Annotated in this window: 29 protein-coding genes; 15 read left to right on the top strand and 14 right to left on the bottom strand. The window is 59.1% G+C overall.

The genetic code is table 11. The features are described 5' to 3' along the window. Positions 1 to 91: 91 nt before the first annotated feature. Complete coding sequence (locus ACSSV4_RS13160) at positions 92 to 952, bottom strand: YncE family protein (RefSeq protein ID WP_454275578.1); 861 nt, start codon at positions 950 to 952, stop codon at positions 92 to 94. 240 nt (positions 953 to 1,192) lie between these two features. Further along, on the bottom strand, positions 1,193 to 1,471 hold the full coding sequence (locus ACSSV4_RS13155) for a hypothetical protein (RefSeq protein ID WP_151976529.1): 279 nt from the start codon (positions 1,469 to 1,471) through the stop codon (positions 1,193 to 1,195). Between the two features lie 202 nt (positions 1,472 to 1,673). Here ACSSV4_RS13155 and ACSSV4_RS13150 point away from each other — a divergent pair, with 202 nt between their 5' ends. From ACSSV4_RS13150 to arcC, 12 genes are all read left to right on the top strand, one after another. Continuing rightward, positions 1,674 to 2,606, top strand: coding sequence for a DMT family transporter (locus tag ACSSV4_RS13150; protein WP_151976527.1), 933 nt, complete (start codon positions 1,674 to 1,676; stop codon positions 2,604 to 2,606). Between the two features lie 95 nt (positions 2,607 to 2,701). After that, complete coding sequence (locus ACSSV4_RS13145; protein WP_254699985.1) at positions 2,702 to 3,235, top strand: RNA polymerase sigma factor; 534 nt, start codon at positions 2,702 to 2,704, stop codon at positions 3,233 to 3,235. Between the two features lie 116 nt (positions 3,236 to 3,351). Continuing rightward, positions 3,352 to 3,612, top strand: a complete 261-nt coding sequence (locus ACSSV4_RS13140) for a hypothetical protein (RefSeq protein WP_121143692.1) — start codon at positions 3,352 to 3,354, stop codon at positions 3,610 to 3,612. A gap of 104 nt (positions 3,613 to 3,716) precedes the next feature. Further along, positions 3,717 to 4,358 carry a ubiquinol-cytochrome c reductase iron-sulfur subunit gene (petA, locus tag ACSSV4_RS13135; protein ID WP_085818063.1) on the top strand — a complete coding sequence of 214 codons (642 nt, stop codon included), beginning with the start codon at positions 3,717 to 3,719 and terminating at the stop codon, positions 4,356 to 4,358. Positions 4,359 to 4,921: 563 nt separating this feature from the next. Further along, entirely contained in the window at positions 4,922 to 5,191 is a 270-nt protein-coding gene (locus tag ACSSV4_RS13130) for a DUF5676 family membrane protein (protein WP_085818064.1), read from the top strand. Between the two features lie 203 nt (positions 5,192 to 5,394). Beyond that, positions 5,395 to 7,803 (top strand): copper-transporting P-type ATPase, encoded by a 2,409-nt coding sequence (locus ACSSV4_RS13125; RefSeq protein WP_454275577.1) that lies wholly within the window; start codon positions 5,395 to 5,397, stop codon positions 7,801 to 7,803. Positions 7,804 to 7,854: 51 nt separating this feature from the next. Then, positions 7,855 to 8,100, top strand: a complete 246-nt coding sequence (locus ACSSV4_RS13120) for a DUF2933 domain-containing protein (RefSeq protein ID WP_085818066.1) — start codon at positions 7,855 to 7,857, stop codon at positions 8,098 to 8,100. After that, positions 8,097 to 8,747, top strand: coding sequence for a methyltransferase family protein (locus tag ACSSV4_RS13115; protein WP_199861181.1), 651 nt, complete (start codon positions 8,097 to 8,099; stop codon positions 8,745 to 8,747). The genes ACSSV4_RS13120 and ACSSV4_RS13115 overlap by 4 nt, the downstream gene beginning before the upstream one ends. A 19-nt stretch (positions 8,748 to 8,766) precedes the next feature. Beyond that, positions 8,767 to 10,215 carry a YfcC family protein gene (locus tag ACSSV4_RS13110; RefSeq protein ID WP_085818067.1) on the top strand — a complete coding sequence of 483 codons (1,449 nt, stop codon included), beginning with the start codon at positions 8,767 to 8,769 and terminating at the stop codon, positions 10,213 to 10,215. A 17-nt stretch (positions 10,216 to 10,232) separates the two neighbouring features. Beyond that, a complete protein-coding gene (locus ACSSV4_RS13105; protein ID WP_085818068.1) occupies positions 10,233 to 11,462 on the top strand; it encodes an arginine deiminase in 1,230 nt (409 codons plus the stop codon). A gap of 14 nt (positions 11,463 to 11,476) precedes the next feature. Further along, positions 11,477 to 12,478, top strand: a complete 1,002-nt coding sequence (gene argF, locus ACSSV4_RS13100) for an ornithine carbamoyltransferase (protein ID WP_085818069.1) — start codon at positions 11,477 to 11,479, stop codon at positions 12,476 to 12,478. 3 nt (positions 12,479 to 12,481) lie between these two features. Then, positions 12,482 to 13,396 carry a carbamate kinase gene (gene arcC / locus ACSSV4_RS13095; protein WP_085818070.1) on the top strand — a complete coding sequence of 305 codons (915 nt, stop codon included), beginning with the start codon at positions 12,482 to 12,484 and terminating at the stop codon, positions 13,394 to 13,396. Positions 13,397 to 13,481: 85 nt separating this feature from the next. On the opposite strand, the gene lgt is transcribed toward arcC, so the two are convergent. From lgt to ACSSV4_RS13035, 12 genes are all read right to left on the bottom strand, one after another. Continuing rightward, positions 13,482 to 14,405 (bottom strand): prolipoprotein diacylglyceryl transferase, encoded by a 924-nt coding sequence (gene lgt, locus ACSSV4_RS13090; protein WP_085818071.1) that lies wholly within the window; start codon positions 14,403 to 14,405, stop codon positions 13,482 to 13,484. An 11-nt stretch (positions 14,406 to 14,416) separates the two neighbouring features. Further along, positions 14,417 to 15,739: an APC family permease gene (locus ACSSV4_RS13085; RefSeq protein ID WP_085818072.1), complete on the bottom strand. Its 1,323-nt coding sequence runs from the start codon at positions 15,737 to 15,739 to the stop codon at positions 14,417 to 14,419. Beyond that, positions 15,736 to 16,539, bottom strand: coding sequence for a hypothetical protein (locus tag ACSSV4_RS13080; protein WP_139837412.1), 804 nt, complete (start codon positions 16,537 to 16,539; stop codon positions 15,736 to 15,738). The genes ACSSV4_RS13085 and ACSSV4_RS13080 overlap by 4 nt, the downstream gene beginning before the upstream one ends. Then, positions 16,532 to 17,188: a TVP38/TMEM64 family protein gene (locus tag ACSSV4_RS13075; RefSeq protein ID WP_454275576.1), complete on the bottom strand. Its 657-nt coding sequence runs from the start codon at positions 17,186 to 17,188 to the stop codon at positions 16,532 to 16,534. Before ACSSV4_RS13075 ends, ACSSV4_RS13080 begins: the two co-directional genes overlap by 8 nt. A gap of 40 nt (positions 17,189 to 17,228) precedes the next feature. Next, a complete protein-coding gene (locus tag ACSSV4_RS13070; RefSeq protein WP_085818074.1) occupies positions 17,229 to 17,654 on the bottom strand; it encodes a DUF6010 family protein in 426 nt (141 codons plus the stop codon). A 97-nt stretch (positions 17,655 to 17,751) separates the two neighbouring features. After that, positions 17,752 to 18,138: a DUF302 domain-containing protein gene (locus ACSSV4_RS13065; protein ID WP_085818075.1), complete on the bottom strand. Its 387-nt coding sequence runs from the start codon at positions 18,136 to 18,138 to the stop codon at positions 17,752 to 17,754. Positions 18,139 to 18,310: 172 nt separating this feature from the next. Next, complete coding sequence (locus ACSSV4_RS13060) at positions 18,311 to 18,946, bottom strand: EF-hand domain-containing protein (protein ID WP_176236606.1); 636 nt, start codon at positions 18,944 to 18,946, stop codon at positions 18,311 to 18,313. A 356-nt stretch (positions 18,947 to 19,302) separates the two neighbouring features. Further along, positions 19,303 to 20,220, bottom strand: a complete 918-nt coding sequence (locus tag ACSSV4_RS13055; RefSeq protein WP_151976525.1) for a DMT family transporter — start codon at positions 20,218 to 20,220, stop codon at positions 19,303 to 19,305. Between the two features lie 106 nt (positions 20,221 to 20,326). After that, positions 20,327 to 21,253: a cation diffusion facilitator family transporter gene (locus tag ACSSV4_RS13050; protein ID WP_199861179.1), complete on the bottom strand. Its 927-nt coding sequence runs from the start codon at positions 21,251 to 21,253 to the stop codon at positions 20,327 to 20,329. Positions 21,254 to 21,353: 100 nt separating this feature from the next. Further along, positions 21,354 to 22,055 carry a copper resistance protein B gene (locus ACSSV4_RS13045; RefSeq protein ID WP_151976521.1) on the bottom strand — a complete coding sequence of 234 codons (702 nt, stop codon included), beginning with the start codon at positions 22,053 to 22,055 and terminating at the stop codon, positions 21,354 to 21,356. A 26-nt stretch (positions 22,056 to 22,081) separates the two neighbouring features. Further along, the gene (locus tag ACSSV4_RS13040) at positions 22,082 to 23,833 is read right to left on the bottom strand and encodes a copper resistance system multicopper oxidase (RefSeq protein WP_439958420.1); all 1,752 of its coding nucleotides are present in this window, start codon (positions 23,831 to 23,833) and stop codon (positions 22,082 to 22,084) included. Positions 23,834 to 24,157: 324 nt separating this feature from the next. Continuing rightward, a complete protein-coding gene (locus ACSSV4_RS13035) occupies positions 24,158 to 24,469 on the bottom strand; it encodes a hypothetical protein (RefSeq protein ID WP_454275575.1) in 312 nt (103 codons plus the stop codon). A 408-nt stretch (positions 24,470 to 24,877) separates the two neighbouring features. Here ACSSV4_RS13035 and ACSSV4_RS13030 point away from each other — a divergent pair, with 408 nt between their 5' ends. The 3 genes from ACSSV4_RS13030 to ACSSV4_RS13020 are packed head-to-tail and all read left to right on the top strand — an operon-like array spanning position 24,878 to position 26,261. Further along, a complete protein-coding gene (locus tag ACSSV4_RS13030) occupies positions 24,878 to 25,336 on the top strand; it encodes a c-type cytochrome (protein ID WP_085818079.1) in 459 nt (152 codons plus the stop codon). After that, positions 25,336 to 25,683 (top strand): hypothetical protein, encoded by a 348-nt coding sequence (locus tag ACSSV4_RS13025; protein ID WP_143100557.1) that lies wholly within the window; start codon positions 25,336 to 25,338, stop codon positions 25,681 to 25,683. The genes ACSSV4_RS13030 and ACSSV4_RS13025 overlap by 1 nt, the downstream gene beginning before the upstream one ends. A gap of 44 nt (positions 25,684 to 25,727) precedes the next feature. Then, entirely contained in the window at positions 25,728 to 26,261 is a 534-nt protein-coding gene (locus tag ACSSV4_RS13020) for a cupredoxin domain-containing protein (protein WP_151976512.1), read from the top strand. Positions 26,262 to 26,380: the final 119 nt, after the last annotated feature.

Raw genomic sequence — 26,380 nt, 5'->3', positions numbered from 1 at the left:
GCCTGCACGAATTGCTCCCGTGGAACTGGAAGCCGGCAGACAAAACGGAAAGCTCCGTCAAGGCCGCATAGCCGCGGTGCTCGCCGCATGCTTACACTTTAACTTCAAGGCGTTCACCTGTGTTGCAATCAATGCGCACCACCCGGTCGCGTTCGCGTGCGCTTGACCAGATTGCGCCGTTGTCGGCCGCGACGCCATGAAGGTCGCCGCCAATTTCGAACGTATCAAGAGTTTCGCCATTGTCGGGATCGACTATGGAAACCCTGCCGGTATCAGACTCGCTGACAATCAGTTGACGGGCTTTTGCAAGCAGCAGCATGTGCTTGGGTGGGCCTTGCAATTTGAAGCTCCGAGTTACGATCCCGTCGTCTGGATCGAGTTCGCTGATTGTGTTGTTTCCCGCATTCGAAACGAAGAATCTCCCAGTCTCCGGATCCGCAACCACATATTCGGGGATCGGTCCCGTAGCGATTGTGCCCGTTACGTCGCCGCTGTCGAGGTCTATCAACGATACGGCATCAAGGCCGGGATGCGTCACTGCCGCAAAGCGCTCATCTATAGAAATGCCAACATGGTGAACAATGCCGGGCACTTCGGTGCGGCGCAGTATTTTGTGGCTGTCGGCATCGACCAAGGTGACCAGACTCGCCGCGGTTGGCTCAGCCATTTCTCCGCCGCCGTGATGGGCTTCGTGATCTTCCTCGGAAACTTGGGAGGGCTTGGCCATCTTATCGCCTCGGGTCTCCGAAAGACTGCCGGCCACCAGAATGCCCCGTTTTGGTGCGCCTGCCAGCCCGTGAACATTGTCAAGCCCTTCTATGCGGCCCGCCACCTCGTAATTTTCGTCCAGATGAAGAACCGTTCCGAGCTCTCCCTCAGGAATGTAGACATCGGCTATTGCAGCGCTGCTAGCCACTAATGCAGCCCCAATAGTCATGAGCGGAGTTCTCATAAGATCGTTTCCTCTTTCGGACTTAGCTTTTCTGTGTCGGCGTTGATCCCAGTATGCCGCTAAGACGGGCGCGCAGTGTTGATCGTGCGCCATTCGAACGGAGCCAATGCTTGGAAGACATCATGGTCATTATCCGCTCGATGTCGGCCCTGACTGCGGCGCATATCAAGCGCCGCAGCCATTTCCCACTTGCAGACACGATGGCTCTCGATTTTCAGCCAGAGCGGCTGTTCGGTAGCCTCATTGGCCTCTCTGCGGATTGCCAAAACGCTCTTCGAACATGCTCTTGAACTCTGATGCCGCCTCCATGTGCGCTTCCATTTCCGCGCGCGTGACCTTGCCGTCATCGTTCTGGTCTGCGTGATCGAAATGTCCGCGCATCGTGTCATTCATGTGAACATTGTTGTCGCGGTCGGGCAGTTCGTGATGCCCGGTTACATACCCCATGTCTGCGAGTGCGGCTCCGCCGAGCGCTGTGGAAAACAAGGTTGCGAGGATAAGTGTTGTGTTGCGTTTCATAGAATGCCTCCTTTTGGCTTTTTGCCTGACAAACATGGCAAATCGGATGTGCTATGCAACGGGCTCATGGAGTGGTCGTGTAACGTTCTGTCGCAAAACCCCAACTGGTTACATTTGGTGACAGATTTCCGCGGCAAGCGGCGCTTTATCCTGTAAATGCAGCTGAGGACGAAGGTGTTATTTTTTGACGTTGGGACTACCCATGACACCAGTTGCGACTTTGAAGATTGTCTTTGCCATGGTGCTTTGGGCGTTGTGTTTTCCCGTCATCGTGGCCGGACTCGAATACTCGCCCCACCTGACCTTCGCAGCTATGAGGGCGGCCCTGGCAGGCATTATTCTTACGCTTTTGGCGCTTGTCCTGGGTCGACCCTTTCCGCGCGGATGGCGGGTTTGGATGACGCTTTCAGGAGTTGGCCTAGGTGCGACAAGTCTCGGCTTTCTTGGGATGTTTCATGCGGCAGAGTTCGTCTCGCCCGGTCTTGCTACAGTGATAGCGAATACACAACCTCTCCTGGCAGCTGTTCTCGCGGCGCTTTGGCTGGGAGAAAAGTTGTCTATCCTAGGTAGCTCGGGTTTGTTCGCGGGCTTCGCGGGAATCGTGCTGATTGCGTTGCCAGATTTCCTTGCGGAACGAAACGAGAGTTATGCAATTGGCGTTCTCTACATCATTCTTGCAGCCGCGGGCGTTACGTTCAGCAACGTCATGATAAAATCCATTGCTGGAAAGGTTGATAGCCTTTCGGCGATGGGATTGCAGATGCTGTTGGGTAGCGTACCACTGGCCATTGCGGCTTTGGTCACGGAGGAGCCTACCACAATAAATTGGACGTTCACGTTTATAGCTTCACTTCTTGCCTTGGCCTTGGCAGGTTCCGCTCTTGTTTATTGGTTATGGTTTACGGCGCTTGAAACGGTTCCCTTGAACCGGGCCAACGCCTTCAGCTTTCTCATTCCAGTCTTCGGGTTGACCTTGGGTTTCGTGATCTATGGCGAGCGTTTATCGCCGTTGCAGATCATCGGGATCGTTATGATATTCTTGGGTATAGCGCTAGTTCACCGGCGGAAAGCGATGCTTGGAAATGAAGTTGATAGCGAGCGGCCAGCATCTCAATCAGGAGGCGGCGAAGTATGACGGGCACAGAAAATAATTCGTGCGGAGTCACGCATGACCACGACACAGCCAGAATGGCGCTTTCAGAAGGCAGGTAGGCTTTTGGGGGCTTTCTGATGTGCCGTTTGGGCAACAAAGCGGATGCCGAGGATGTTTTGCAGGAATTCTGCGTCCGCGTGCTTACGCGCAAGGAGCACTTGCGCGATGTGGAGCGGGTGGGTTCTTGGCTCTACGCGATATTGCGTTCGACGATGAACGATCATTTCCGCAAGGCGGCACGTCGGGGGCGCCTGACCGAAGCATATGGCGGAGAACCCGAGGAACTAGCTCATGATGCCCCCGAACAGATGGCGCAATTTTGCCGTTGCGTGAACGGTCTGATATCCACCTTGCGCGATTCGGATGCCGATCTGATCCGTCGGATCGACTTCGGCGAGGAGGACCGCGCCGCTGTTGCCACCGACATAGGCCTTACGCGGAACGCGCTTGGAGTACGGCTTCACCGAGCCCGCATGGCCTTACGTGATGCGTTGACGGGCCATTGTGGAAAGTGCTGCAAGACAGGATGGGACGATTGCTACTGCCCTCCGATCGGATGTGAAAGCCCAGAAGACGAGATGCATTGTGCTCCAAGGGACTTAGCCAAATAGGCGAGTACTGACTCGACTACTTGTAATGGTTTACGTCAGGGAGCGTCCACTCCTGTGAAAAGCCCGTTTTCGGGCACCACGACGGGAGACCCCGAAATGATATACCGAGGGGGTATATGTCGGATCCGGCAACGCCCGAGCGTCTCGTCACCTGGGAGGAAATGCTTGGCCTTGTTCAGGGTTTGAGTCGCACATGCGCCGCGAGTTCGCGCCATGTCGATGCGCCGATTTCACAGGAACTGTTTCTGCGGGTAGGAGGCGAAGTCCGGACCTTGGTTGAAGCCGCGATGCTTCTGGGCCTCTGGTCCATAGACGGCGCGTATCTCTCTGCCGGATTACGTCGCGACATAGCGACCGAACTTGTGAGCTGCTGCTGAATTTCCAGACGTCGTAACAGAATTTTGCAGACCACAAGAGCGATTCAAAGCCGCCAGATTGACGCCTTGGCAGCTAAGAAACAGGGCCGCCACGAGGCCTCTGATTGTCGCGGAACCGACCAAAGGCAAGCGAAGGAGAGCACGATGCCCTTTTACAACAAACTGCTGACCGTGTAGAAGCTACCAACCGACGCGACTTTCTTTACTATACAACCGCAGCAGCAGGAACAGTTGCCGGAGGGGCCGCGGTCTGGCCATTGGTCGATTCCATGAACCCCTCGGCCGATGTGATCAGTCAGTCAACGATTGCCGTAGATTTGACCGGCGTACAATTGGGGACGCGGATAACCGTTAAATGGGCTGGCAAGCCAGTCTTCATTTGGCGTCGCACGCCTGAGACCGTCGCAAAGGCAAGGGCCACACTGCTTGATGATCTTCCTGATCCGATTGATGACAGCGAGGGGGATCCCAATATCAGTGAACCCTTGCCTGCCCTTGACGGGAACCGAGCGGCCGATGAAGCTGGCGAGTGGTTGATCGTGATAGGCATCTGCACGCACCTTGGCTGTGTGCCGATCGGTCAAGATGGGTCCAGCGTTGGAGAATTCGGCGGGTGGTTCTGTCCGTGTCACGGATCGCATTACGATCTATCAGGCCGAATTCGAAAAGGTCCCGCACCGCGCAACCTCGATTTTCCGCCTTATAGTCTCGGGTCCGATCTGCTGCTGAAGGTTGGAATTGCATGATCTAGCAGAAAATACGCGAAATCTACAGTTTTCCCTGTAATGGAAGGTCGTGGTGGGCGTCTCCGATCTGAAACCTTAATTGAAGGAGGCCTAAATGGACCAGAAAACCACCCAAAGCGAAAACTCTCAAACCGAAAGCCCAAAATCTGGCGGGTGCTGTGGCAGTAATTCCGTCACCTTGGCCGCCGATGTCAAGCCCGTGGCCCGGGCGACTGCTTCACGGTCCAAGGGATGCTGTTGCAGCAAAACCTGAAGCTAATCGCGAAGAAACCTTACATGGCGAGAAGGTCAGGCCAGTAATTCGGCAATGAAAGGAGATCACAGTCATGATTACGCTAAGCGCAATTGTAGGGCTCTCTACCCTGCTTCTAATCCACTCATCTCGCTCGCTGCGAAATAGCGAAATTGCCATCCCGATTTTCCTCGACCGGCATCCTAAAACGGCCGATTTCCTCGAGGGTTATTGCGACAAAACGATACAGAAAACCTCGTGACACTCGCGCGTCTGTGGGTGCATCCACCTCTATAACAGGATCGCTCCAAGTGGTTTGAAAGGAGAAATCATGTCGGATTTCGCATCTATTCGCATTGTTCCCATAGGCATGGCGCTTGGGACCCTGCTGGCGGTCAGCTTCCTGCTGTGCGTTGTCTTCGGCCTCGTGTTTCCCGGTGCCACAATGTATCAGGCTTGGCTGCCGCTGCTGCCCGGCGTGACCTGGATCAGCTGGTCCAGCGCCGTTTTGGGCTTGGTCGAGAGCTTTGCCTATGGCTGGTATATCGCCGTGATCTTCGTGCCGACATTCAATTTCTTTTCGGCAAAGAAAGGAGCGTGAAGTGCCGATATTGTCCGACCCGCCCCGGCATCGACTGCAACCGAGGAACGGGGCGGCGCGGCAGATGGAAAAGCTGAAAGACACGCCTGTCTGAATACGGGTCAGCGAAGACACCTGATTTCCGCCGGGCGCCGGCACATTTTCGAGTTCTCGGTCCGGCGATAGACAGCATCTCGCCGGAACGGGACAGGAAAGGACGCAAGATGAACGACAGCAAAAGCCAACCAGCCAGGAAGACCGAAGGCCACGAAACCTTGGACACAGTTCCGGAAGGCTACGCCGGGACGGTCTACACCTGCCCGATGCACCCCGAGATACGCAGCACGGAAGAAGGTAGTTGCCCGAAATGCGGCATGTTCCTGGCCCCCGAGGGCGAGTCCATGGACCACGCCCACCACGGCCATGATCACTCCGGTCACAGTCACGCCCACGGGGCCGCGACCGTGGGGGTCAAGGGGGGTGAATACGACACCGTGCCCGAAGGCTACACCGGAACGATTTACACCTGCCCGATGCACGCCGAAGTTAGGCATCCCGGCCCCGGCTCCTGTCCGATCTGCGGTATGGGGCTGGAGCCCGAGACCGTCAGCGCAGAGGACGAAGGCCCTAACCCCGAACTGGTCGATTTCACCCGGCGGTTCTGGGTCGGTGCCGTTCTGACCATCCCGGTCCTGGTCCTCGCGATGGGGCCGTTCGTCGGTTTCACCTATTTCATGGAATTGCTGGGCGAACGGACATCTCTCTGGCTGGAACTTGTCTTGTCGACGCCGGTGATTTTGTGGTCGGGCTGGCCGTTCTTCGTGCGCGGTTACCACTCCTTCCGAACGATGAACCTGAACATGTTCAGTCTGATCGGGATGGGCGTGGGCGCGGCCTACATATTCAGTATCCTTGCGGTCATTGCGCCCCAGATATTCCCAGCGGGTTTCCGCGATGAGAACGGCAATGTCGGTGTCTACTTCGAGGCCGCCGCCGTGATCGTCACGCTGGTTCTTCTGGGGCAGGTCATGGAACTGCGCGCCCGCGAAGGTACCGGAAAGGCGATTCGCGCCCTCTTGGACATGGCTGCGAAGACAGCGGTGGTGATCCGCCCCGATGGAACCGAGGAAGAGATCGAGCTCGACCAGGTGCAACTGGGCGATCACCTGCGTGTCCGGCCCGGCGACAAGGTGCCGGTCGATGGGGTCGTCGTCGAAGGGCGCTCCTCGGTGGACGAGTCGATGATCAGCGGCGAGCCTGTTCCCGTCGAGAAAGTCGCCGGCGAACCCGTTACCGGCGCCACGATCAACGGCACCGGCAGCCTCGTGATCGAAGCCACGCGCGTCGGCGCTGACACGATGCTCAGCCAGATCGTGCAGATGGTCGCCGATGCGCAGCGCAGCCGCGCGCCGATCCAGAAATATGCCGATCAGGTGGCAGGCATGTTCGTGCCGGCTGTCATAGCGGTCGCCATCGTGTCTTTCGTCGTCTGGTCGATCTGGGGACCGGACCCGGCCATGGCCTATGGCCTTGTTTCGGCGGTGGCGGTGCTCATCATCGCGTGCCCCTGCGCGCTTGGCCTTGCCACGCCGATGTCGATCATGACCGCGACGGGTACGGGGGCGCAGTTGGGTGTGCTGATCAAGAACGCCGAAGCACTGGAACGGTTCGAGAAGATCGACACACTGATCGTGGACAAGACGGGAACCCTGACCGAAGGCAAGCCCAGGCTGGTGGCGGTATTGCCCGAAGACGGCCATGACGAGGCCGAGGTGCTGCGTCTCGCCGCTTCGCTCGAACGTGGGTCGGAACACCCACTGGCCGAGGCTATCGTGCGTGGTGCAGAGGAACGCGGCGTGGATTTCGCAAAGGCCGAGGATTTCGAGGCGGTGACCGGTAAGGGCGTCAAGGGCCGCGTCGATGGCAAGGCCGTCGCCTTGGGTAATGCGGCGCTGATCCGAGACATGGGGCTGGACAGCGGTGCGCTGGTGGATGCCGCCAATGCGCGGCGCGACGAGGGTGAGACCGTCATGTTCATCGTGTTCGACAGCACGATCGCCGGGCTCGTCTGCGTGGCCGACCCGGTGAAGGAGACCACGCCCACCGCCCTCAAGGCGCTGCACGAACTGGGGTTCCGCATCATCATGGCCACCGGCGATAACGAGCGCACCGCGCTGGCCGTCGCGAACCGCCTTGGCATTGACGAAATCCGCGCCGATGTCCTTCCCGAGGACAAGGCTCGGATCATCAGGGAATTGCAGGAGCAGGGTCGGAAAGTCGCGATGGCGGGCGATGGGGTCAATGATGCCCCGGCGCTGGCACAGGCCGATGTCGGCATTGCCATGGGCACCGGCGCAGACGTCGCTATCGAGAGCGCGGGCTTCACTCTGGTCAAAGGCAACCTGGACGGCATCGTGCGCGCCCGAAAGCTGAGCCAGGCCACGATGCGCAACATCCGCCAGAACCTGTTCTTCGCGCTGATCTACAACGCCTCGGGCGTGCCGATCGCCGCGGGCGTGCTCTACCCATTCTTGGGTATCCTGATCGGACCGATCTTCGCCGCCTTTGCCATGAGCGCGTCTTCACTATCGGTCGTTGTGAACTCGCTTCGGCTGCGGCGACTGAAATTCTGAACCGCTTATCGCGGACAATTCCACCATTCAACCTGAGTAGGGCCAGACCAAATGACAGAGCAGCATCATGATCAGGACAATCATCACGACAATCGCGAAAAGGGTTTCTGGAAGTCCCGCACGGGCATCTACCTCTTGATTGCTCTCGGGATCGGTGCGGCCCTACTCGCGTTCGAACACCGTGTCCACATTTTCGGAGGCAACGGGTTTCTCGCGCTGCTCCTTCTGGGATGTGTTGTAATGCATGTTTTCATGCACGGTGGCCACGGTGGTCATGGTGGGGGTGACAAGTCATGATGCACGAACCTGGTTATGGGCTATGGTTTTTTGCCCTGCTGAATGCGGCCATTTTCATCATGTTTGCATTCAGCTTCTTCAAGCCGCAAACGGCGCGCGACTGGCGCAGTTTCGGGGCCTTCAGTGCGTTTCTAGTGGCGTTGTTTGCTGAGATGTACGGCTTCCCTCTCACGATTTTCCTGTTGTCCGGCTGGTTGCAAACGACCTACCCGGGAATTGACTGGTTTTCGCACGACGCCGGACATTTGCCGGAAATGCTCTTCGGTTGGCAGGCAAACCCGCATTTCGGCCCGTTTCACATCCTCAGTTTCGTCTTCATCGGTCTCGGCTTCTGGATGATCTCAGCCGCATGGCGCGTGCTCTATCATGCCCAAAGGAGCGGAAGGCTGGCCACCAGCGGTCCCTATGCGCGCGTGCGTCATCCGCAATATGTCGGCTTCGTTCTGGTTTTAACCGGCTTTCTGGTCCAGTGGCCCACACTGCTAACACTGGCAATGTATCCGGTGCTTATCTGGATGTATGTGCGGCTGGCCCGCGCGGAAGAGCGCGAGACACGGGCCGCGTTCGGAAAGGAATTCGACGCCTACGCAGCCAGTGTACCTGCCTTCGTTCCGGCACTGAGACCCACGCAAGACTCCACTCAATGAACACGGAGGGAGAAAACCGATGAGTGATCTGAACACCCATTCGAAGCCCGAGGCAGATGGCATGGCGGCACGGTTTCCCACCGCCTATTCCATCCTGTTCGGGCTCATCATTGTTGTCGCGGCGCTGACCTGGATTATCCCTGCGGGCCAGTATGACCGGGCCATGAACGAAGAGGTCGGACGCGAGATCGCGGTGCCGGGCACCTATCAGACGGTCGAGCCCAATCCGCAGGGTTTCGTCGATGTGATGCTTGCGCCCGTCGCCGGGTTCTACGATCCGGACAGCTATGCGGCCAATGCGATCGACGTTGCGTTGTTTGTGCTCCTGCTCGGCGGGTTTCTGGGTGTGGTGAACGCCACCAAAGCCATCGATACTGGTATCCAAACAGCCATGGGGCGCATGAAGGGGCGCGAGATCTGGATGATCCCGATCCTGATGTCACTGTTCGCCGTGGGCGGCACGACCTATGGTATGGCCGAGGAAACACTGGCCTTTTATGCGCTGCTGATCCCGGTAGTCATAGCCGCGGGATTTGACGCCGTTACCGGCGTCGCGATCATCCTGATCGGGGCGGGCATCGGCACCCTCGGCTCCACGATCAACCCGTTTGCAACCGTAATCGCATCTAACGCGGCGGGGATACCCTTTACCCAGGGCATGGCGTTGCGGCTGGTCATCCTGATCGGCGGGCTTCTGACATGCATCGCCTACGTGATGCGCTACGCCTCAAAGGTGAAGGCCGATCCGTCCCGCTCGGTGGTCGCCAAGCAGCACGATGCACATCGTCGGATATTTCTGGGCGCTGACGATGCCGAATTCACCGAACCGAAGCTGACAGGAACTCAGAAGCTGGTGCTGGTCCTTTTCTTCGCCACCTTCGCGGTGATGATCTGGGGAGTGTCGAGCCAGGGTTGGTGGATGGCACGGATGGGGGCGCTCTTCTTCGGCATGGCCATCGTCGTAGGCCTGGTCGCGCGGATGGGGGAGAAGAAACTGACCTCTGCTTTTGTGGACGGGGCGAAAGACCTGCTTGGCGTGGCGCTGGTGATCGGCTTGGCGCGCGGAATCGTTGTGATCATGGAACAGGGCCTGATCGCCGACACCATCCTCAACAGCGCTGCAGAAACGTTGGGTGGCCTATCCGAGATAGCCTTCATAAATCTGATGCTCTGGATCGAGATCGGGATGAGCTTTCTGGTGCCGTCCTCTTCGGGGCTCGCGGTCCTGTCGATGCCAATTCTGGCCCCGCTGGGGGATTTTGCCAGCGTCAGCCGTGATCTTGTGGTGACAGCATATCAATCGGCGAGCGGCCTTGTGAATCTGATCACGCCGACCTCGGCCGTCGTCATTGGCGGTCTGGCGATCGGCCGCGTATCCTTCGACCGCTGGGTGGTGTTCGTCTGGCCGCTTCTGCTGATGCTCGCGATTTTCATCATGGCCGCGCTCAGCGTTGCCGCGACCCTCTGATCCAAAGGAAAATATCAATGACAGATCATGCCCTTGGCGTAAATTCTGAAACCGGCAAGCTGCGGCAGGTTATCGTCTCGCCACCCGGCCTAGCCCATCGGCGCCTGACCCCAGACAATCGCGAGGAACTGCTGTTCGACGATGTGTTCTGGGTCAAGCAGGCGATCCGCGATCACGATGTCTTCGCGGCGATCATGCGCGAGAGGGGGGTCGAGGTTCTGGACGCCATGACCCTGCTGGCCGAGACTCTGGACGTCGAAGACGCGCGGGCCTGGATTTTGGACCACCGCATCACTCGTAACGATGTGGGGGTCGGCATGCGTGACGACCTGCGCGCCTGGATGGAAGAATTGCCCGGAGAAGAACTTGCTCGCTACCTCGTTGGCGGGTTCACGGTAGATGATCTACCCTTCACCCCTTCAGGCATGTTCGGTAGCTATCTAGGGCAGCACGGTTTTGTGCTCCCGCCACTACCGAATTTCATCTTCACACGCGACAACTCTGCCTGGGTCTATGGCGGCGTGTCACTGAACCCTATGCATTTCGCGGCACGCCGACCCGAGACGCTGCTCATGGCCGCCGTCTACCGGTTCCATCCGACATTCACGGATCGGGTGCGGGTCTGGTTCGGTGATCCGACGCGGGATTTCGGTGCGGCCACGCTGGAGGGCGGGGATATCATGCCGATCGGGCACGGCGTGGTCATGGTCGGTATGGGCGAACGCTCGACGCCCCAGGCTGTCGGACAGCTTGCCGAGGCATTATTCGCCAGCGGCGACGTGCAGCGCGTCATCGCCTGTCAGATGCCGCGGTCGCGCGCGGCGATGCATCTTGATACCGTTTTTACCCATTGCGGGGGGGATGTCGTGACCACGTTCAAGGAAGTGGCTGACGCGATCACCTGCTATGACCTGCGCCCCGGCGAAGGAAAGGCGCCGCTCGATATCCGGCGGGATGCCCGGCACCTGTTCGAGATCACGGCCGAAATCCTGGGCTTCAAGCGCCTGAACCTCGTTCCCACGGGCGGCAGCGACCTGGCCGAGCAGTCGCGCGAGCAGTGGAACGACGGCAACAACGTGCTGGCACTCTCGCCGGGGGTCGTCATCGGCTACGATCGCAACGACGATACCAATGCCGCACTCGAAAAGGCCGGCATCGAGGTGCTGGCCATTCCCGGGGCCGAGCTTGGCCGGGGGCGTGGCGGCAGCCACTGCATGAGTTGCCCCACCATTCGGGACCCTATCTGACGAAAGGAGACCCCATGTCCTACAATCTGCGAAACCGCCATTTCCTGACGCTGCGCGATTTCAGCTCTCAGGAGATCGCCTTTTTGCTGAAGCTCTCAGCCGATCTCAAGGCCGCCAAATACGGCGGCTACGAGGTCCCGCGCCTGACCGGCAAGGAAATCGCGCTCATCTTCGAAAAGGACAGCACCCGCACCCGCGTGGGCTTCGAGGTTGCGGCCCACGATCAGGGCGCGCATGTCACCTATCTTGGTCCTTCTGGGTCGCATCTGGGCAGGAAGGAAACCGTGAAGGATACCGCCCGCGTTCTGGGGCGGGTCTATGACGCGATCGAATATCGCGGTTTCGGCCAGCCCATTGTCGAGACACTCGCGAGATATGCCGGCGTGCCGGTCTACAACGGGCTGACGGACGAGTTCCACCCGACGCAGATCCTCGCGGATTTCCTGACCATGCAGGAGCACTCGGACAAGCCGCTGGGTCAGGTCGCCTTTGCCTTTCTGGGCGACGTGGGCAACAACATGGGCGACAGCCTGCTGATCGGTGCGGCCAAGATGGGCATGGATGTGCGTTTGTGTGCGCCGGAAAACCTCTGGCCAACGGAAGCAATACGCAGCGAGGCCACAGAAATTGCTGATCGAACCGGTGCTCGGCTAATGCTGACCGATGCGGTAGACGACGCTACGCAGGGCGTCGACTTCATTTACACTGATGTTTGGGTCTCAATGGGCGAACCAAAAGAAAAATGGGCTGAGCGAATAGAACTGCTCAAACCTTACCAGGTGACAAAGCAGGTAATGGCGCAAACCGGCAATCCGCACACCAAATTCATGCATTGCCTACCGGCGTTCCACAATGCCGAGACCGAGCTTGGTGCCGAAATCGCCAGCCAATTCGACATCACGGCGATGGAAGTCACCGAGGAGGTGTTCGAAAGCCCGGCCTCCATCGTCTTCGACCAGGCCGAGAACCGGCTCCACACCATCAAGGCAGTCCTCGTCGCCACGCTGGGAAACTAGCCCATGCTTGTCGTTGCAGCCCTCGGGGGAAATGCCCTTCTGCGCCGTGGCGAACCTCTGACCGCGGAGACCCAACGCACCAACGTCGCCACCGCGGCCGCATCGCTGGCACAGATCATCGAGGCCGGCCACCAACTGGTTGTCACTCATGGCAACGGGCCGCAAATCGGCCTGTTGGCACTTCAGGGTGCCGCCTACAAACCCGATGAGGTGTTCCCGCTGGATGTGCTGGGGGCGGAAACCGACGGCATGATCGGCTATCTCATAGAGCAGGAGCTCGAGAACGCCCTGGGCCATGACCGCCCGGTCGCGACACTGCTGACCCAGGTCGAGGTCGACCCCAAAGACCCTGCCTTCGCCAGACCGACCAAGTTCATCGGCCCGGTCTATGACAAGGCCGAAGCCGAACGGCTTGCGCAGGCGCGGAGTTGGAGCATCGCCGCGGATGGTGCGCACTGGCGGCGTGTCGTCCCCTCACCAATGCCGATGGACATTCCGGATTTGCGGGTGCTTCAGCTCCTGCTCGAGCAGGATGTGACGCTGATCTGTGCAGGTGGCGGCGGCATTCCGGTCGTCCGTCGGCCGGACGGATCGCTGATCGGGATCGAGGCGGTGATCGACAAGGATCACGCGACAGCCCTTCTGGCGCACAAGCTGAACGCCGACGCGCTGTTGCTGCTGACGGATGTCGAGGCCGTGTTTCGCGATTTCGGCACCGAGGCGCAATCGGCCATCGACAGGATAACGCCGGAAGACGCCGGGCATCTCGATCTGCCCGACGGGTCGATGGCACCCAAGGTGGCCGCCGCCGCGACTTTTGTCTCGGGCCGAAACCGTTTCGCCTGCGTCGGCCGCCTGGAGGATGCGCTTGCCATGCTGCAAGGCCGCGCAGGGACGATGATCGCCGAGGCGGACTGAGGGCGAACACAGCACCACCGGCGGGGTGGCGGGCGGCTGGGGCAGCCGCGCCCCGAGCCAACACCGACACCGGCCGACCGGAAGGTCAGGCGGTTCGGTCCACCCTCTGCGCGGCGTTCCGTGTCGGCGGTCTGAAAGCCCACCAGATCAGTCCCAACCCGATCAGGACCATCGGAAAAGACAACGCCTGCCCCATGGTCAGACCCCAGTCTCCGAAATGCAGAGCATGCCCAACTGGGTTTCCCACGCTCACGAACTGCATGTCCGGTTGCCTGAAGAACTCGACGAAGGCCCTGGACAGGCCGTAGGCGACAAGGAATATTCCCGTAAGGGCGCCGGGCCTTTTTAGCCAACCTTTTCGCCATGCCAGAACCAGCAGCAGGATGCCCAGCACCAAGCCTTCGAGAAGCGCCTCGTAGAGCTGTGAGGGATGCCTTGCGCACAGTCCTTCAACCCCCGGGCAGGCCTGGGCCATATCGCCGGGAAAGATCACGCCCCAGGGCATCTGCGTCGGACGTCCCCAAAGCTCGTTGTTGGTGAAATTGGCGAGGCGCCCGAGAAAGAGGCCCGGAGGTGTCGCAAGCGCAAGAAGGTCTGCCGTACCAAGCATCGGGCTCTTTTCCCGAATGCAGAATGCAATCGCCGCGATCGCTACGCCAAGAAAGCCGCCATGGAACGACATGCCGCCCTGCCAGACCATCAGGATTTCCAGGGGGTTTTGCAGGTAGTATTGCGGCTGGTATAACAGGACGAAGCCGAGGCGCCCGCCAAGAATCACCCCCAGTATCACCCATGTCAGAAAGTCTTCGAGCTGCTTCGCGGTCATTGGCGGTCCCGACTCCGGCCACAGCGCAGCCCGCCTGACCGCCCGGACGCAAAGCCGCCAACCGATGAGGATACCTACGATATAGGCCAACGCATACCAGCGCAGCGCGAGGTGAAAGCCACCGATATCGACCGAAAAAAGTTCGGTGCCGATATCCGGGAACGGGATAGCAGCGGTCAGCATGTCTTGTCCTTCTAGGTTTTAGCGTGAGAGTCATGGTGGGCATCGCCGTCCCGCAGGTGGCGCAGGTAGAACCGTTCAAAGGCGAAGACAGCTGCCATCAACACGAGGGAGATTACTACGATCAGCGGGTCGCTTTGCCATTTCAGCACCGCGAAGGCCGACAGCACGACGATATCCAGGGTGATCGCTGTCACCAGGACGGCCCCCGCGGCGCCGATCTCGTGCCGGAGATGGCGGAACACGCCCCAGTGAATGATGATGTCCATGACAAGGTAGAAGAACGCCCCCAGCGACGCGATCCGGCTTAGGTCGAAAAATACGGTCAGGAAGCCCGCGATCACCACCGTGTAGATAAGGGTGTGATCGCGGATCGCACCCTTCATTCCGAAATGGCTGTGAGGGATCAGCTTCATGTCCGTCAGCATGGCCAGCATGCGTGACACCGCGAAGATGCTCGCGATCAGACCCGAGGACGTGGCGACGATCGCCAGAAGAACCGTCAGGTAAAAGCCCGTCCGGCCCAAGGTCGGCCCTGCGGCCTCGGCCAGCGCATAGTCCTTGGCCGCGATGATCTCCTCCAGGGTCAGGCTGGAGCCGACGGCGAAGGCGACCAGAAGGTAGACGATCACACAGATGCCGATGGAGGCGATGATCGCCCGGCCGACATTGCGGTTTGGGTCGGTCACTTCCGCCCCGCTGTTGGTGATCGTGGTGAACCCCTTGAAGGCCAGGATCGACAGGGCTACGGAGGCGACGAAACCGCCGATCTGTGTCGATTGACCGTCCGTCGCCGCCTCGAACGAGACGCCACCCGCCCAGAGCGCGGCCGCGCCGAACAACGCGATGCCGCCGACCTTCAGGATGGCCATGACGATGGAGAACAGGCCAACGGATCGGTTGCCTGCCGCGTTGATGAAATAGGAAAAGACGATCAGCCCTACGCCGAGGGCCGGCACGGCCCATCCCGTTCGCTTGAGCCCCATGCCTTCCAGCAGGTAGGTGGCGAAGGTCCGTGCCACCAAGCTTTCGTTGATGACCATTGACAACGCCATCAGAAGCGCGGCGGCCGCGGCGATGGTCGTGGGGCCATAGGCCTTTTGCAGGATCATCGCAATGCCGCCGGCCGAGGGGTAGGCATTTGACATCTTGACATAGGTGTAGGCACTGAACGCGGTGACGAGCGCACCCGCGATGAACGACAGCGGAAAGAGCGGTCCGGCAAGCTGCGCGATCTGCCCGGTCAGCGCGAAGATGCCCGCTCCGATCATCACGCCCGTGCCCATCGCAATCGCGCCAGCCAGTGTGATGCTGTTCGCCTTGTATTCCGACTTCATTTCAATGCCTCCGCCTGATCATGGGTATCGCCGGATCGGGCCGACGGCCTCGCGCCGCGCGCGCGCCAGCACATGTCACAAACCGGATCACCGGCCGAGAGCGTCCTGGGCCTGCGGTAGTGTCCCCGCCGGCCGTCGCCGGCGATGATATCCGCGCCGGGCCAGTCATAGAGGCACCAGCTCTGTCGGAACGCCTCCAGCAGTTCGGGGTCCGCGCGGCGCGTCGCCACCTTGCGCGCGAAACTCTGCGGAGGACAATGGGTGAAATGCGTTTGCAGGTCGTCACCCTCCCGGAAGACGCGCGTTTCGTAGCCGGGTGCGCCGACCGGGCGGAACGGAAAAACCAGCAGGGTTCGAATCGTCCAGCGCAGCCTGCGTCCGGGATTGCGGCTGACGACCCGCGCAGGTAGCGATGACAGGCGCAGCATGCGGCTGTAGAGATCCCAACCGATATCGGCCACGACCGAATGCGCGCAATCCGTTCCGACCCCGTGCCGTCGCAGCGCCGCATCGGCGGCGAGGGTATAGACGGCGAGTTCGACCATCAGACGGCTTCCGCTGTTGGGGAGGGCGTGCAGCCCGGCGATCTCCCGCATCTCTTCAACGACCCGGTCCAAAGTCTCGAGAAACCTGTCCCTGTCCTGCCGCAGCCAGCGCATCGTGCCGCCGTCCTCGTCGTAAAGCGTCCGGTTCGCCAGATGCCAGCGACAGGTCCGGCGCAGTTCCCGCCTCAGGCACCAGCGCACCGTCCTCCAGTGGAACGGCGCGGGTTGCTGCGGTGATGTGCGCGGGTCAGTCATGCGCTGCCTCCTTACGGCGCTGCTCCCTGATTGCCACGACGACAAGCGGGGTCAGGGTCAGCACGCCCAGTCCGACGGCCGCCCAGGCGGCCCGCCCGGGCTCGCCGCTGACCGCTTCGTTGCCGAAATGGGCCAGGATGAAACTGGCCGGGATGATTCCGGCGAGGGTCGCGAGGGCGAACCGCCAGAAGTGGAGGCAGCTCAGCCCGGCGGCGTAGCTCACGATATCGAACGAGATGAAGGGCATCAGCCGACTGGCGAACACCGTGAACGTCAGCGCGTTCTGCGAGCCCAGCCACCCCCTGTCCACGCTGTCGCCGAGCCACCTGGTCAAAACGTCCCGGCCGAGGAGCCTCGCCAGCGCGAAAGCCACCATCGCGCCCAGCTCGGCCCCGATGACGATGTAAATGGTGCCGATCGTATGGCCATATGCCGCACCCGCCGCGAGGGCGATGGGGGCGCTCGGTATCGGCGTCGCGACGATGGCGACCGTCATCAGCAGGATGATGACGGTGGGCCCCCATGCACCTGCGGCATTCACCCAGGCCGAGACCCGTTCGCCGCTCAGGCTTTCGACGAGCCCGGAGAGTGGGCCGAGAAACAGCGCCGCGACGGCCGCAATTAGTACGGTCGCCACGGCGATCTTCACGATGGTTCGGACGGGGATGCCATGCGCCAACAAACGGGCCTCATTCCAGATAAAGTACAAGAAAGAACGCGGCGGCGAGCAGGTCGAAGACGACGCAGAAGGGGATGTACCATTTCGGCACGGGCGCGCCGAACGCCCCGTTGTGGTGCAGCAGGTCCCAGACGGCATGCGCCGCCAGCCCGAGCGGCAGCGCGAGCGGGGACCACAGCAAGCCGGCCAGCGCCATGATGGCGTAGAAGATGGCGACGCCAAGCTCCATCCAGAAGATCCGTGTGGCACCGTCGGACGCGCCGAAGCCGATATAGGTCCCCCCGATCAGGGCCAAGGTCAGGGCCGCGATCGCCACCGAGACGTCCTCGCTCACCAGCAGGTGCACCGGCGCGAAGGCGAGGAACAGCCCTGCCCCGACGGCGCTCGGCCCCAGCGTTCGGACAAGGGTCCAGGTCCGGGTTTCGTCGGTTGTCATCTTGCGGGTACCCCATTTTAACTGGTCGATTCGGCGGTTCCATTTAACCATAGGGATTCCAGCAGCTAGAAGGTCAAGGTCTGATGCCGACGCGCCGTCAGGCGGCGTTGACCACTGCTCGCATCATGTCACGAACTTTACCCGCGACCCCGTGCAGCGCATTGCTTTCGATGGCCTGCATGGATGCCACCGGGTCGATGGCACTGATCTCGGTGCCGCCTTCGACGTCTCGAAGGACGACATTGCAGGGCAGCATCGCGCCGACGCGCGGCTCGATTTCGATGGCCTTGTACGCCATGTCCGGGTTGCAGACCCCGAGGATGCGATAGGGTGCCATGTCGGCACCAATCTTGTTCTTCATCGTCGCCTTGACGTCGATTTCGGTCAGAACGCCAAAGCCTTGTTCGGCCAGCGCCTCACGGACTCGCGCTTCCGCTTCGTCGATATCGGCACCTTGCAGAGTGCGATCATAGGTATAACTCATTGCGATTGCCTTTTCGCTCACTTGGACAGGTATTTAACCAGTGCCAAGACCCCCAGCACAGCCAATACGAAGATGAGCAGCATTCACAGGCCGCCCATTCCAAAACCCATCCTGTCGATTTCCTGTTTCGGGAGTGGCGACAGCACCGGCCCGGGGGCCGGCGCCGCTATCCTCAGTTGCTGCCGGTGCCGCCGGAATTGCCCATGCCGGAGCCCATGCCCTGGCCGCTGCCAGCTTGGCCCTGCTGCATCTGGCCCATGCCGGAACGCATCTTCTTCATGCGCTCCATCTTCTTGGCCGGGGCGGTCATTTCATCGCCGGTGATGGCGCCGTCTCCATCCGCGTCCAGATGCTGAAACCGGTCGACCATCTTCTCGCGGATCATCGCGCTGTGCAGCGCCTCGAACTCGGCGATGGACAGCGTGCCGTCACCATCGCTATCATATTCGGACAGTTTGGCCTGCAGCTGTTCCCGCATCTCCTGCGGCGTCACGTTGCCGTCACCATCGGCGTCGAGCATCGGCATCATGGCACCGCCCATCATGCCGCCGCCGTGGCCGCCCATCATGCCGCCATCCATCATGTCGCCATGCATGCGGTGCATCTTCATCATCATCTTCATCATGCCGGGCATGTCGCCCATCCCGGGCATATCGCCCATCATGCCGGAGCCGTCGCCCTGCATCATCATTCCACCTCCGGCGGGTTTGGGTTTGGAACCATGACCATGGTCGTTTTGCGCATAAGCGGCCCCACCGAGCGCGGTTGCAGCTACCACCGACAGGGCGAGAAATGAGTGTCGAAACATGGTGATCTCCTTTATTGCTGAATCACCACCCCGAGGTATGATTTACAAAGGCCCGTGTCAGCTGGTGCCTCCAGACTTTGGTGTAACGTTTTGTATCGAAATGCTGGGCAGAAGTTCCTCACACGGATTTGATTCGCGCTTCCAAAAACAACTCTGGCACTCGAATCCGAATGACCAAACTGGCTTTTCTTGAACCCCCACAATTGCCGGGCCTCGCCTTCACCGAGCGCCAGTGAGAACGTGCACAGCGGGCCAACATCACAGAGCTGACCAATCGCCTGCTTAAACGGCTTAGCGATCTGGTAGGTAGCGAGGGGCGTGGCAGCGGCCTTACTCGTCCAGCTCCACAGCGCGTGTCACTCTGCGCACTGACAGGGATGGGCCGCTATATCGGGCCGGTCACGGGTCATCATCCGCGTCAGCAGAAACCCGGCCAAAAGCAACAGCGCGCCACCATAGATCATGCCCTTGGCCGGGACCTCGGCAAAGACCAAAAAACCCAGTGTACTCGCGACGACAGGTGAGACGATGATGTCGACGAGGGAATAGACGTTCGCATTTAACGTCTTTAGGACGATAGAGATTCCGAAATAGGCAAATCCCGTAGATACCAACCCAAGCGCCAGCGCCCATACACCAGCTGGTACGATAATGCCCAGCCTCTTGTTTTCCGCCATGCCCAGCACATCTCCGGTGCCGTAGATCAACAGCGCCGGCGAGAGGACAATAGCCGCCGTCAGCATCGACCACGCGATATCGTTGCCCGTCTCTGACTTACCCTCGTATCGCATGTAGGTGATCATCGCCGCATAGATCGCGCCGTCGGTAAGCGCGACGAGATTGCCGATCATGTATCCACCTGAGAGGGGTTTGGCGAGCACGATGCCGACGATGGCGATACCGAAAACGAGAACGTGGCCGAAGCCTGCCTTCTCGCCGAGGAACATCGCCGAGAATATGAAGGTAAAGAAGGGTGCCACGCTCCAGAAAATGACGGCATTGGCAATCGGTACCAGCGTCATGGCGTAGTTGAAGACACTGATCTGCGTCGCGATAAGAACACCGATGACAATGGTGTCCTTCAAATTCCCCCAGGGCAGGCGGATCGGTCGACCGGTGGCGACTGGCAACGCGAGCATCAGGAAGGCGGCAGCTGTCAGGATCGCGTAGAAATTTAACGTCTGAATCGGGATTCTGCCGTCGGTCAGCTTAACGAAGACACCGATCGTCGCCTCGGACAAGGTGATCAGAAGGAGAAGCAATATAGTTTTCATATCCGGTTTCCGATCTGGCTAAGAGCATGGCTAGGCGACGCGCAAAGCGGCCCAATTAATCCAGGAATTTCGCAGCCCGGCAGTCATAGATGCGCATCGGGTGGGGTCAGGCCTGATTGTGGTTCGTGCCCGCAGTTATGTCGATGGCTTCTGCACCGCTTTCATCAATGCAACGGTCTTCGACCTGCAAGGTGACGAAGAAAAAGCCAAAGCGCTCCCGCAACATTTGATGGGCTGCCTTCAGTATCTCCCGCGGATGGCCGCCGTCGCGAATACGCAGGTGGGCTGAAAAGACATATTTGCCGCTGGTCAGCGCCCAGGCGTGGACGTGATGTGCATCAGCCACGCCATCGACGGTCTCCAGGTTCCGCGTGACCTCACCAAGGCTAACATCGTTCGGAGTACCCTCCATGAGCAAGTGCATGGAATCCCGCAGAATCCCCCAGCTTGCCCAAACCAGCACGAAGCCGAACGCCATGCCGAGAATAGGATCGATGAGGAGGAAACCAGTGAATTTTATGACCAGCGCAGTGATGATGATCAACAGACTCCCGACGAACGTCTGGATGATGTGCCAGAGCGCGCCCTTGACGTTCAGATCACTCTGGCTTTGCTTCCAGATCAGCCCGAGCGAGATGAACTCGGTCACAAGACCTCCAGCCGCTGCCCACAGCATTGGACCGGTCGGCAGATCGATAGGAGATCCCAGGCGCATTGCCGCCATCACGATCACCACGATCGCCATGGCAAGCAGGAACCCGCCATTGACCAGCGCGCCGATGATCTCCGCGCGATACCAACCAAAACTGCGATCCTCATCTGCCGGACGGCGGGCGAGTCGTGCTGCAATGATGGCCACAAGGACGCCTCCCACAGCGGAGAAGGTGTGGAACGCATCCGAGATCACCGCGATGGAGCCGGTCCAGAGGCCGATTGCCAGCTCGATGACGAAATAGACGCCCGTTAACCAAGCGGAAATTGCCATTCCGCGTCCGCTCTGCGGCATGTGACCCGCGTGTCCATCTCCATTCATCACGGCTTCCTTTCAGGTTTGGTTCTTAATCTTTAGCGCACCCTCTGGTCGTTCATGAAAGCAGCAGGTCGCCCCGACTTGCCGCCGGGACGACCTATTTTCAGAACATCAGACGCGTACCGATCACGATCGAGAATGCATCCGTATCGTCACCATTGGCGCGGAGAATATCCTTGGTATCGCCAAACGAGGCTTCATAGTTGACGCCGATATAGGGCGAAAACGCGCGGTCGATGACATCGTAGCTGAGGCGTGCGCCGATCTCGACTACCGCACCGCCCGCACCGCGTTCGCGCTCCAGATCATCCTTCAGCGGCAGGTCAACCTCGATGCTCGGCGTGAGAACCAGGCGATTGGTCAATAGCGCCTCATACTCTGCCTCGAAACGGAAGAAGGGGTGATCGGAGACAAAGAGATCAGCATCAATCTCGAACCACTGCGGTGCAAGACCCTTGACGCCCACCACGCCAGCGTAGCGGTCGGGAGCGCCATCAGGCGTGTCCGCATAGGCTCCCACCACGGCGTCGAAGAACGTCGAAATCGGAAACTGCAGACGCAGCTGATTCTCCAGTTTCTCGAAATCATCCGATGTGAGTCCAAGCTCCGCCTCGCTTCGCCAGACGAATTTCAGCTCGTCCGACCCTGCCAGGGCGTCGAAATCCCAGACGAAGGCATCCTCGCCATCCATCGCGCGATATTCGAACTGCTCCGCTTGAAAACCCCAGATCAGCTGCTCGGCCTGTGCAACCTGAGCCAGGGGCAGAAGGAGACCGGTTAGTCCGGCCAGTTTGAAACATTTCATCTTGATTTTCCTTTATATTGAATGGCTCAGGCCGGGTGCCCTCTGACCACCACTTTGCGGAACATGCCACCGTCCGCGTGGTAGGAGAGGTGACAATGGAAAGCCCATTGTCCGGGGGCATCGACTTCAACTTCCATGTCGGTCGTTGTGCCGGGTTGGACGCTCACAGTATGCTTGATGGGATTGCGCGAGCCCTGACCGGTATCGACGATCGACCACATCCCGTGCAGGTGCATCGGATGTGCCATCATCGTTTCGTTGATGAACCGGATACGCACGCGTTCGCCATAATTGAGCACGATAGGATCGGCATCGTCGTATTTCACATCGTTGATCGACCAGATGTAACGCTCCATATTGCCCGTCAAACGGAGTTCAATGGTGCGTGACGGAGCACGGTTCCGATAGAGCGGCCGTGCGGCGCGCAAATCCTTGTAGGACAAGAACTTTCCACCATTATAGGCTTTGGGTGTCAGCCCGCTACCGGGTGCGTAGAACGGATCACCTCCGTCTGACATCGCCATGCCGGAATGATCCATCCCTTTCATCGCAGGTTGCGCCGACATCTCCATCTTGGAATGGTCCATGCCTTTCATGGTTGAATTGTCCATAGCCTGCGCTGCCGGGGCGGTCGCGGAACCCATGTTGGAGTGGTCCATGCCCTGCATGGCCGAATGGTCCATACCGGTCATGTCTTGCATGCCGCCCGCGTTCTGCATGACGTGGTCACCCATATCCATGCCGCCCATCATCCCGCTCATGTCGGCCATGGTGAGCAAAGGCTTGGGCCGGAGCGGTGGCACTGCCCCGGCATATCCCTCCTTTGGTGACAGCGTCCCGCGAACGAGGGCGGTGCGCCCCATTGACTCGGCAATGATGCTATAGACCTTGTTTTCCCGTGGCTGGACAATGACGTCATATGTTTCCGCCACGGCAACACGGAGCTCGTCCACCGTAACCGGTTTGACGTCGTTGCCGTCAGCCTGGACCACGGTCATCTTCAGGCCCGGGATACGCATGTCGAAGTAGGTCATGGCCGAAGAATTGACGATCCGCAGGCGGATCTTCTCACCGGGCCGGAACAGCCCTGTCCAGTTCTGCGATGTGCTCCGCCCGTTGATCAAAGCGGTAAATCCCTGCACATCCTCGATGTCCGTTGGCATCATCCGCATCCGCCCCCACATCCCACGATCCTTGAGTGCGGCTTTCAGACTGTCCTGACGCGAGTCCTCGATCAGTGTCTGCAAGGTGCGTTGTGAGCGGTTGTAGTAATCCGGCATCATCTTGAGGTTGCGCATGATCCGGCTGCCGGGATGCGGGTGCTTGTCGGCCAACTGCACGACATAATCGCGATCGGCTCGGACCCGCTCGCCGCCACGCGGCTCGATCACGATCGCCCCGTAGGCACCATCGGGTTCCTGAAAGCCAGAGTGGCTATGAAACCAGTAAGTGCCGGCCTGTTGGATCGGGAACCGGTAGGTGAAGGTTTCACCCGGAGCAATACCGCCAAAGCTGATGCCGGGGACGCCGTCCTGCCGGAAGGGCAGAATCAGTCCGTGCCAATGAATCGAGGTGCTCTCGCTGAGGTTGTTGGTCACACTGATGGTGACTTCCTCGCCCTCCTTGAACCGTAGGACTGTGGGAATCTGGCTTTTGTTGTAACCGACCCCCATTTTTCGAAAGTTCCCGGTATCGATGCGAACCCGATCGACAGTGATGTCATAGGTCCCTTTCGACGTGATCTTAGGTGATTGGTGCGCGCGCAGCGCCGCCGGCATGGCCAGTGCGGCCGCTGCGGTTAAACCGAACTGACGCCGGGACAGACCCCTTGCCAGATGCTCCGACGAGCTGAGCGCTGTATCTGAAAGCGCGCACTGTTTTGCTTTGAAGAGTCGCATACTCTTCTCCTTTGTGATGATTGAGTTGAGGATTCGCGTGACCAAGGTAGGCCTCGAGTAATTTCCGAGGAGTGATCTCGCGAGCACCAGAGGTGCTTCAGGAATTGCCCAACAGGGCAGCCCGTCACACGTTCACGTCGTTTCTTATTTGGACGAGACCGGAAACCGCAGCCGTAAGATGCTGGAATGGGAATCGAAGCGCGTTCAGACTCGGGGAGGGGGCGAAGATGCTTCCAGCTTCAGGCTCTCTGCGTCGATTGCGCGAGATCCATGATAAACATGCACGACAAGGAACTTCGGTTCGGGTAGCGCATGATCGACGTTAGAAAAAGTGACGCAATGCACCATCATGCCAAGGCAACCGGGAATTGTATCGTCCGACACATGATGTGTGCCACATTCACGAACGTCCATCGCGGCAACGTGGCTCCAATCTTCTTGCGGCAAATCGTCTTCAGACACGACAAACGTCATGGCCGCTAGCATCAAGACGATGAGCGACAAGATATGAGCCATCCGTGTCAGTCTGAAAAACCGCATACGTCCCGTATCCTTTCGTGACTTAAAAAAGCGCGATTGCCATCAAAGATCAAGGATACATTTCGTTACATTAATTAGGCTCCTAAGACGTTGATTTTTCTTGACCTTCGAGATCTAAAACGTAGCCTCCCTTCGAAAATTATGGGGTGTTTTGAGGTCGAATATGCGACATTCAACAATGGGTTTTCCTGAAAGGTCCCGGTTCCTTCCAACATCAAAGGTCAAGTGTGACGACGGTCACTGCCCCGTTTTGCAAGAGCCATTGATCGAGAAAATTGACCAGCTAATCCCATCCCATCGCGAAAGCTCTTCGTTCAAATATTGTGAGCTACGGAGCGTCGTCGATTCGGTTATTCCCGCCACCTTTAAAATGGTCGCTGCAACATGAGCAAACTTGGTTGGATCATCGCCGGAGTTCTGGTCGTCGGGAGCGGTGCGCTTCTATGGCAGGTCATGCGTCCTGCACCAAGTCAGACGGGGCATTCCATGACGCCGCCCGACATGTCGGGTATTGCTGAAGGTGCGCCCATCGTCGAGGTGAAACTGCCGGACAACTTGGCGTCCCTCGCACAAATGGGAGAGCGCGCCTTTAACGCGAAATGCGCAGTCTGCCACGGGGCCAATGCAGCGGGTCGTGAAGGGAAGGGACCGCCTCTGGTGCACAAGATTTACGAACCCAACCATCACTCGGATATGGCCTTCGTGATGGCGGCGAAGAATGGCGTCCGATCACATCACTGGCGCTTCGGAAACATGCCGCCGGTGGACGGCGTGACAGACGCCGACGTGAAAGCGATCACCGCCTATGTGCGCGCGCTTCAGAAGGAAAATGGGGTTTTCTGATGAACTTGACGCGACGCTCGGGCGTAATCCTTATCGCTTGCCTCACCATATTTGCGATCTCGGTCGTTCTTTCAGGCGGAACAGAAATGTCGCTTGGGACTACTGATTTCCAGCACGTGCAGATTGCATCAGAAGCCAACGCCTCGGCGCATCATGAATATGGCGAAACCGACCGATCAGAGGACTGTCATCCAGGCATGGCCTGTTCTTTAATGGCAATTGGCACCCAACAGAAAAATATCACCCGGACACGACGTGGCTTTGACGTGAAGCCGCTGACGTTTTCCTTGGTGGCGAACCGTTTCACGCCAGAGTTTGACCCGCCACCTCCGCGACGAGCGGTCTGATTTCAACCCAGAACTCTATACTCGACCAATACAAGGAAACTGAAATGCAACCTTATCTCAAAACGATCACAAGCGTCGTGTTCGCTCTAGCAACATCAGCGGCATTTGCCGGGGCAGGCCACGACGACGGTCACGGTGATGGACACGCAGCCATGATGGGACAACCCGGCGACCCGGCAAAGGCGGATCGCGTTGTCGAAGTCAGCATGACCGAGATGGCGTTCGACCCGTCGAACATTGAGATCATGGAAGGGGAAACCATCACTTTCGTGGTCAGCAACGACGGTGAATTCGTGCATGAGTTCAATCTCGGCACGGAAAAAATGTGGCAGGGCCACTTGGACGAGATGATGAAGATGATGGACACCGGCATGATGACGGTCGACAAAATCAACCACGACAAGATGATGCAGGCCGGCATGATGCATGACGATGCCAACAGCGTTCTTTTGGAGCCAGGTCAAACGGCCAAAGTAACCTGGACCTTCGGCGAAAAGACTGAATTGGGCTTTGCGTGCAACGTGCCCGGACACCGTGAATCCGGTATGGTCGGTGAAATCAGCTTTATGCAGCACTAAGTCATTGACTCGTCTCACAGCGATTGAGTCGACAGCAAAGTCTTCAGAGAAGGGCGCTCATGGCGCCCTTTTTTGTATTTTCAGTTCGCTAGACCAACATGATATCGCTTCATGGCCAT

This window comes from Roseovarius sp. MBR-154 (genome assembly GCF_053628595.1).
Note: the sequence above shows the minus strand (reverse complement) of the source record. Positions and strands in the feature narration are given on the sequence as shown.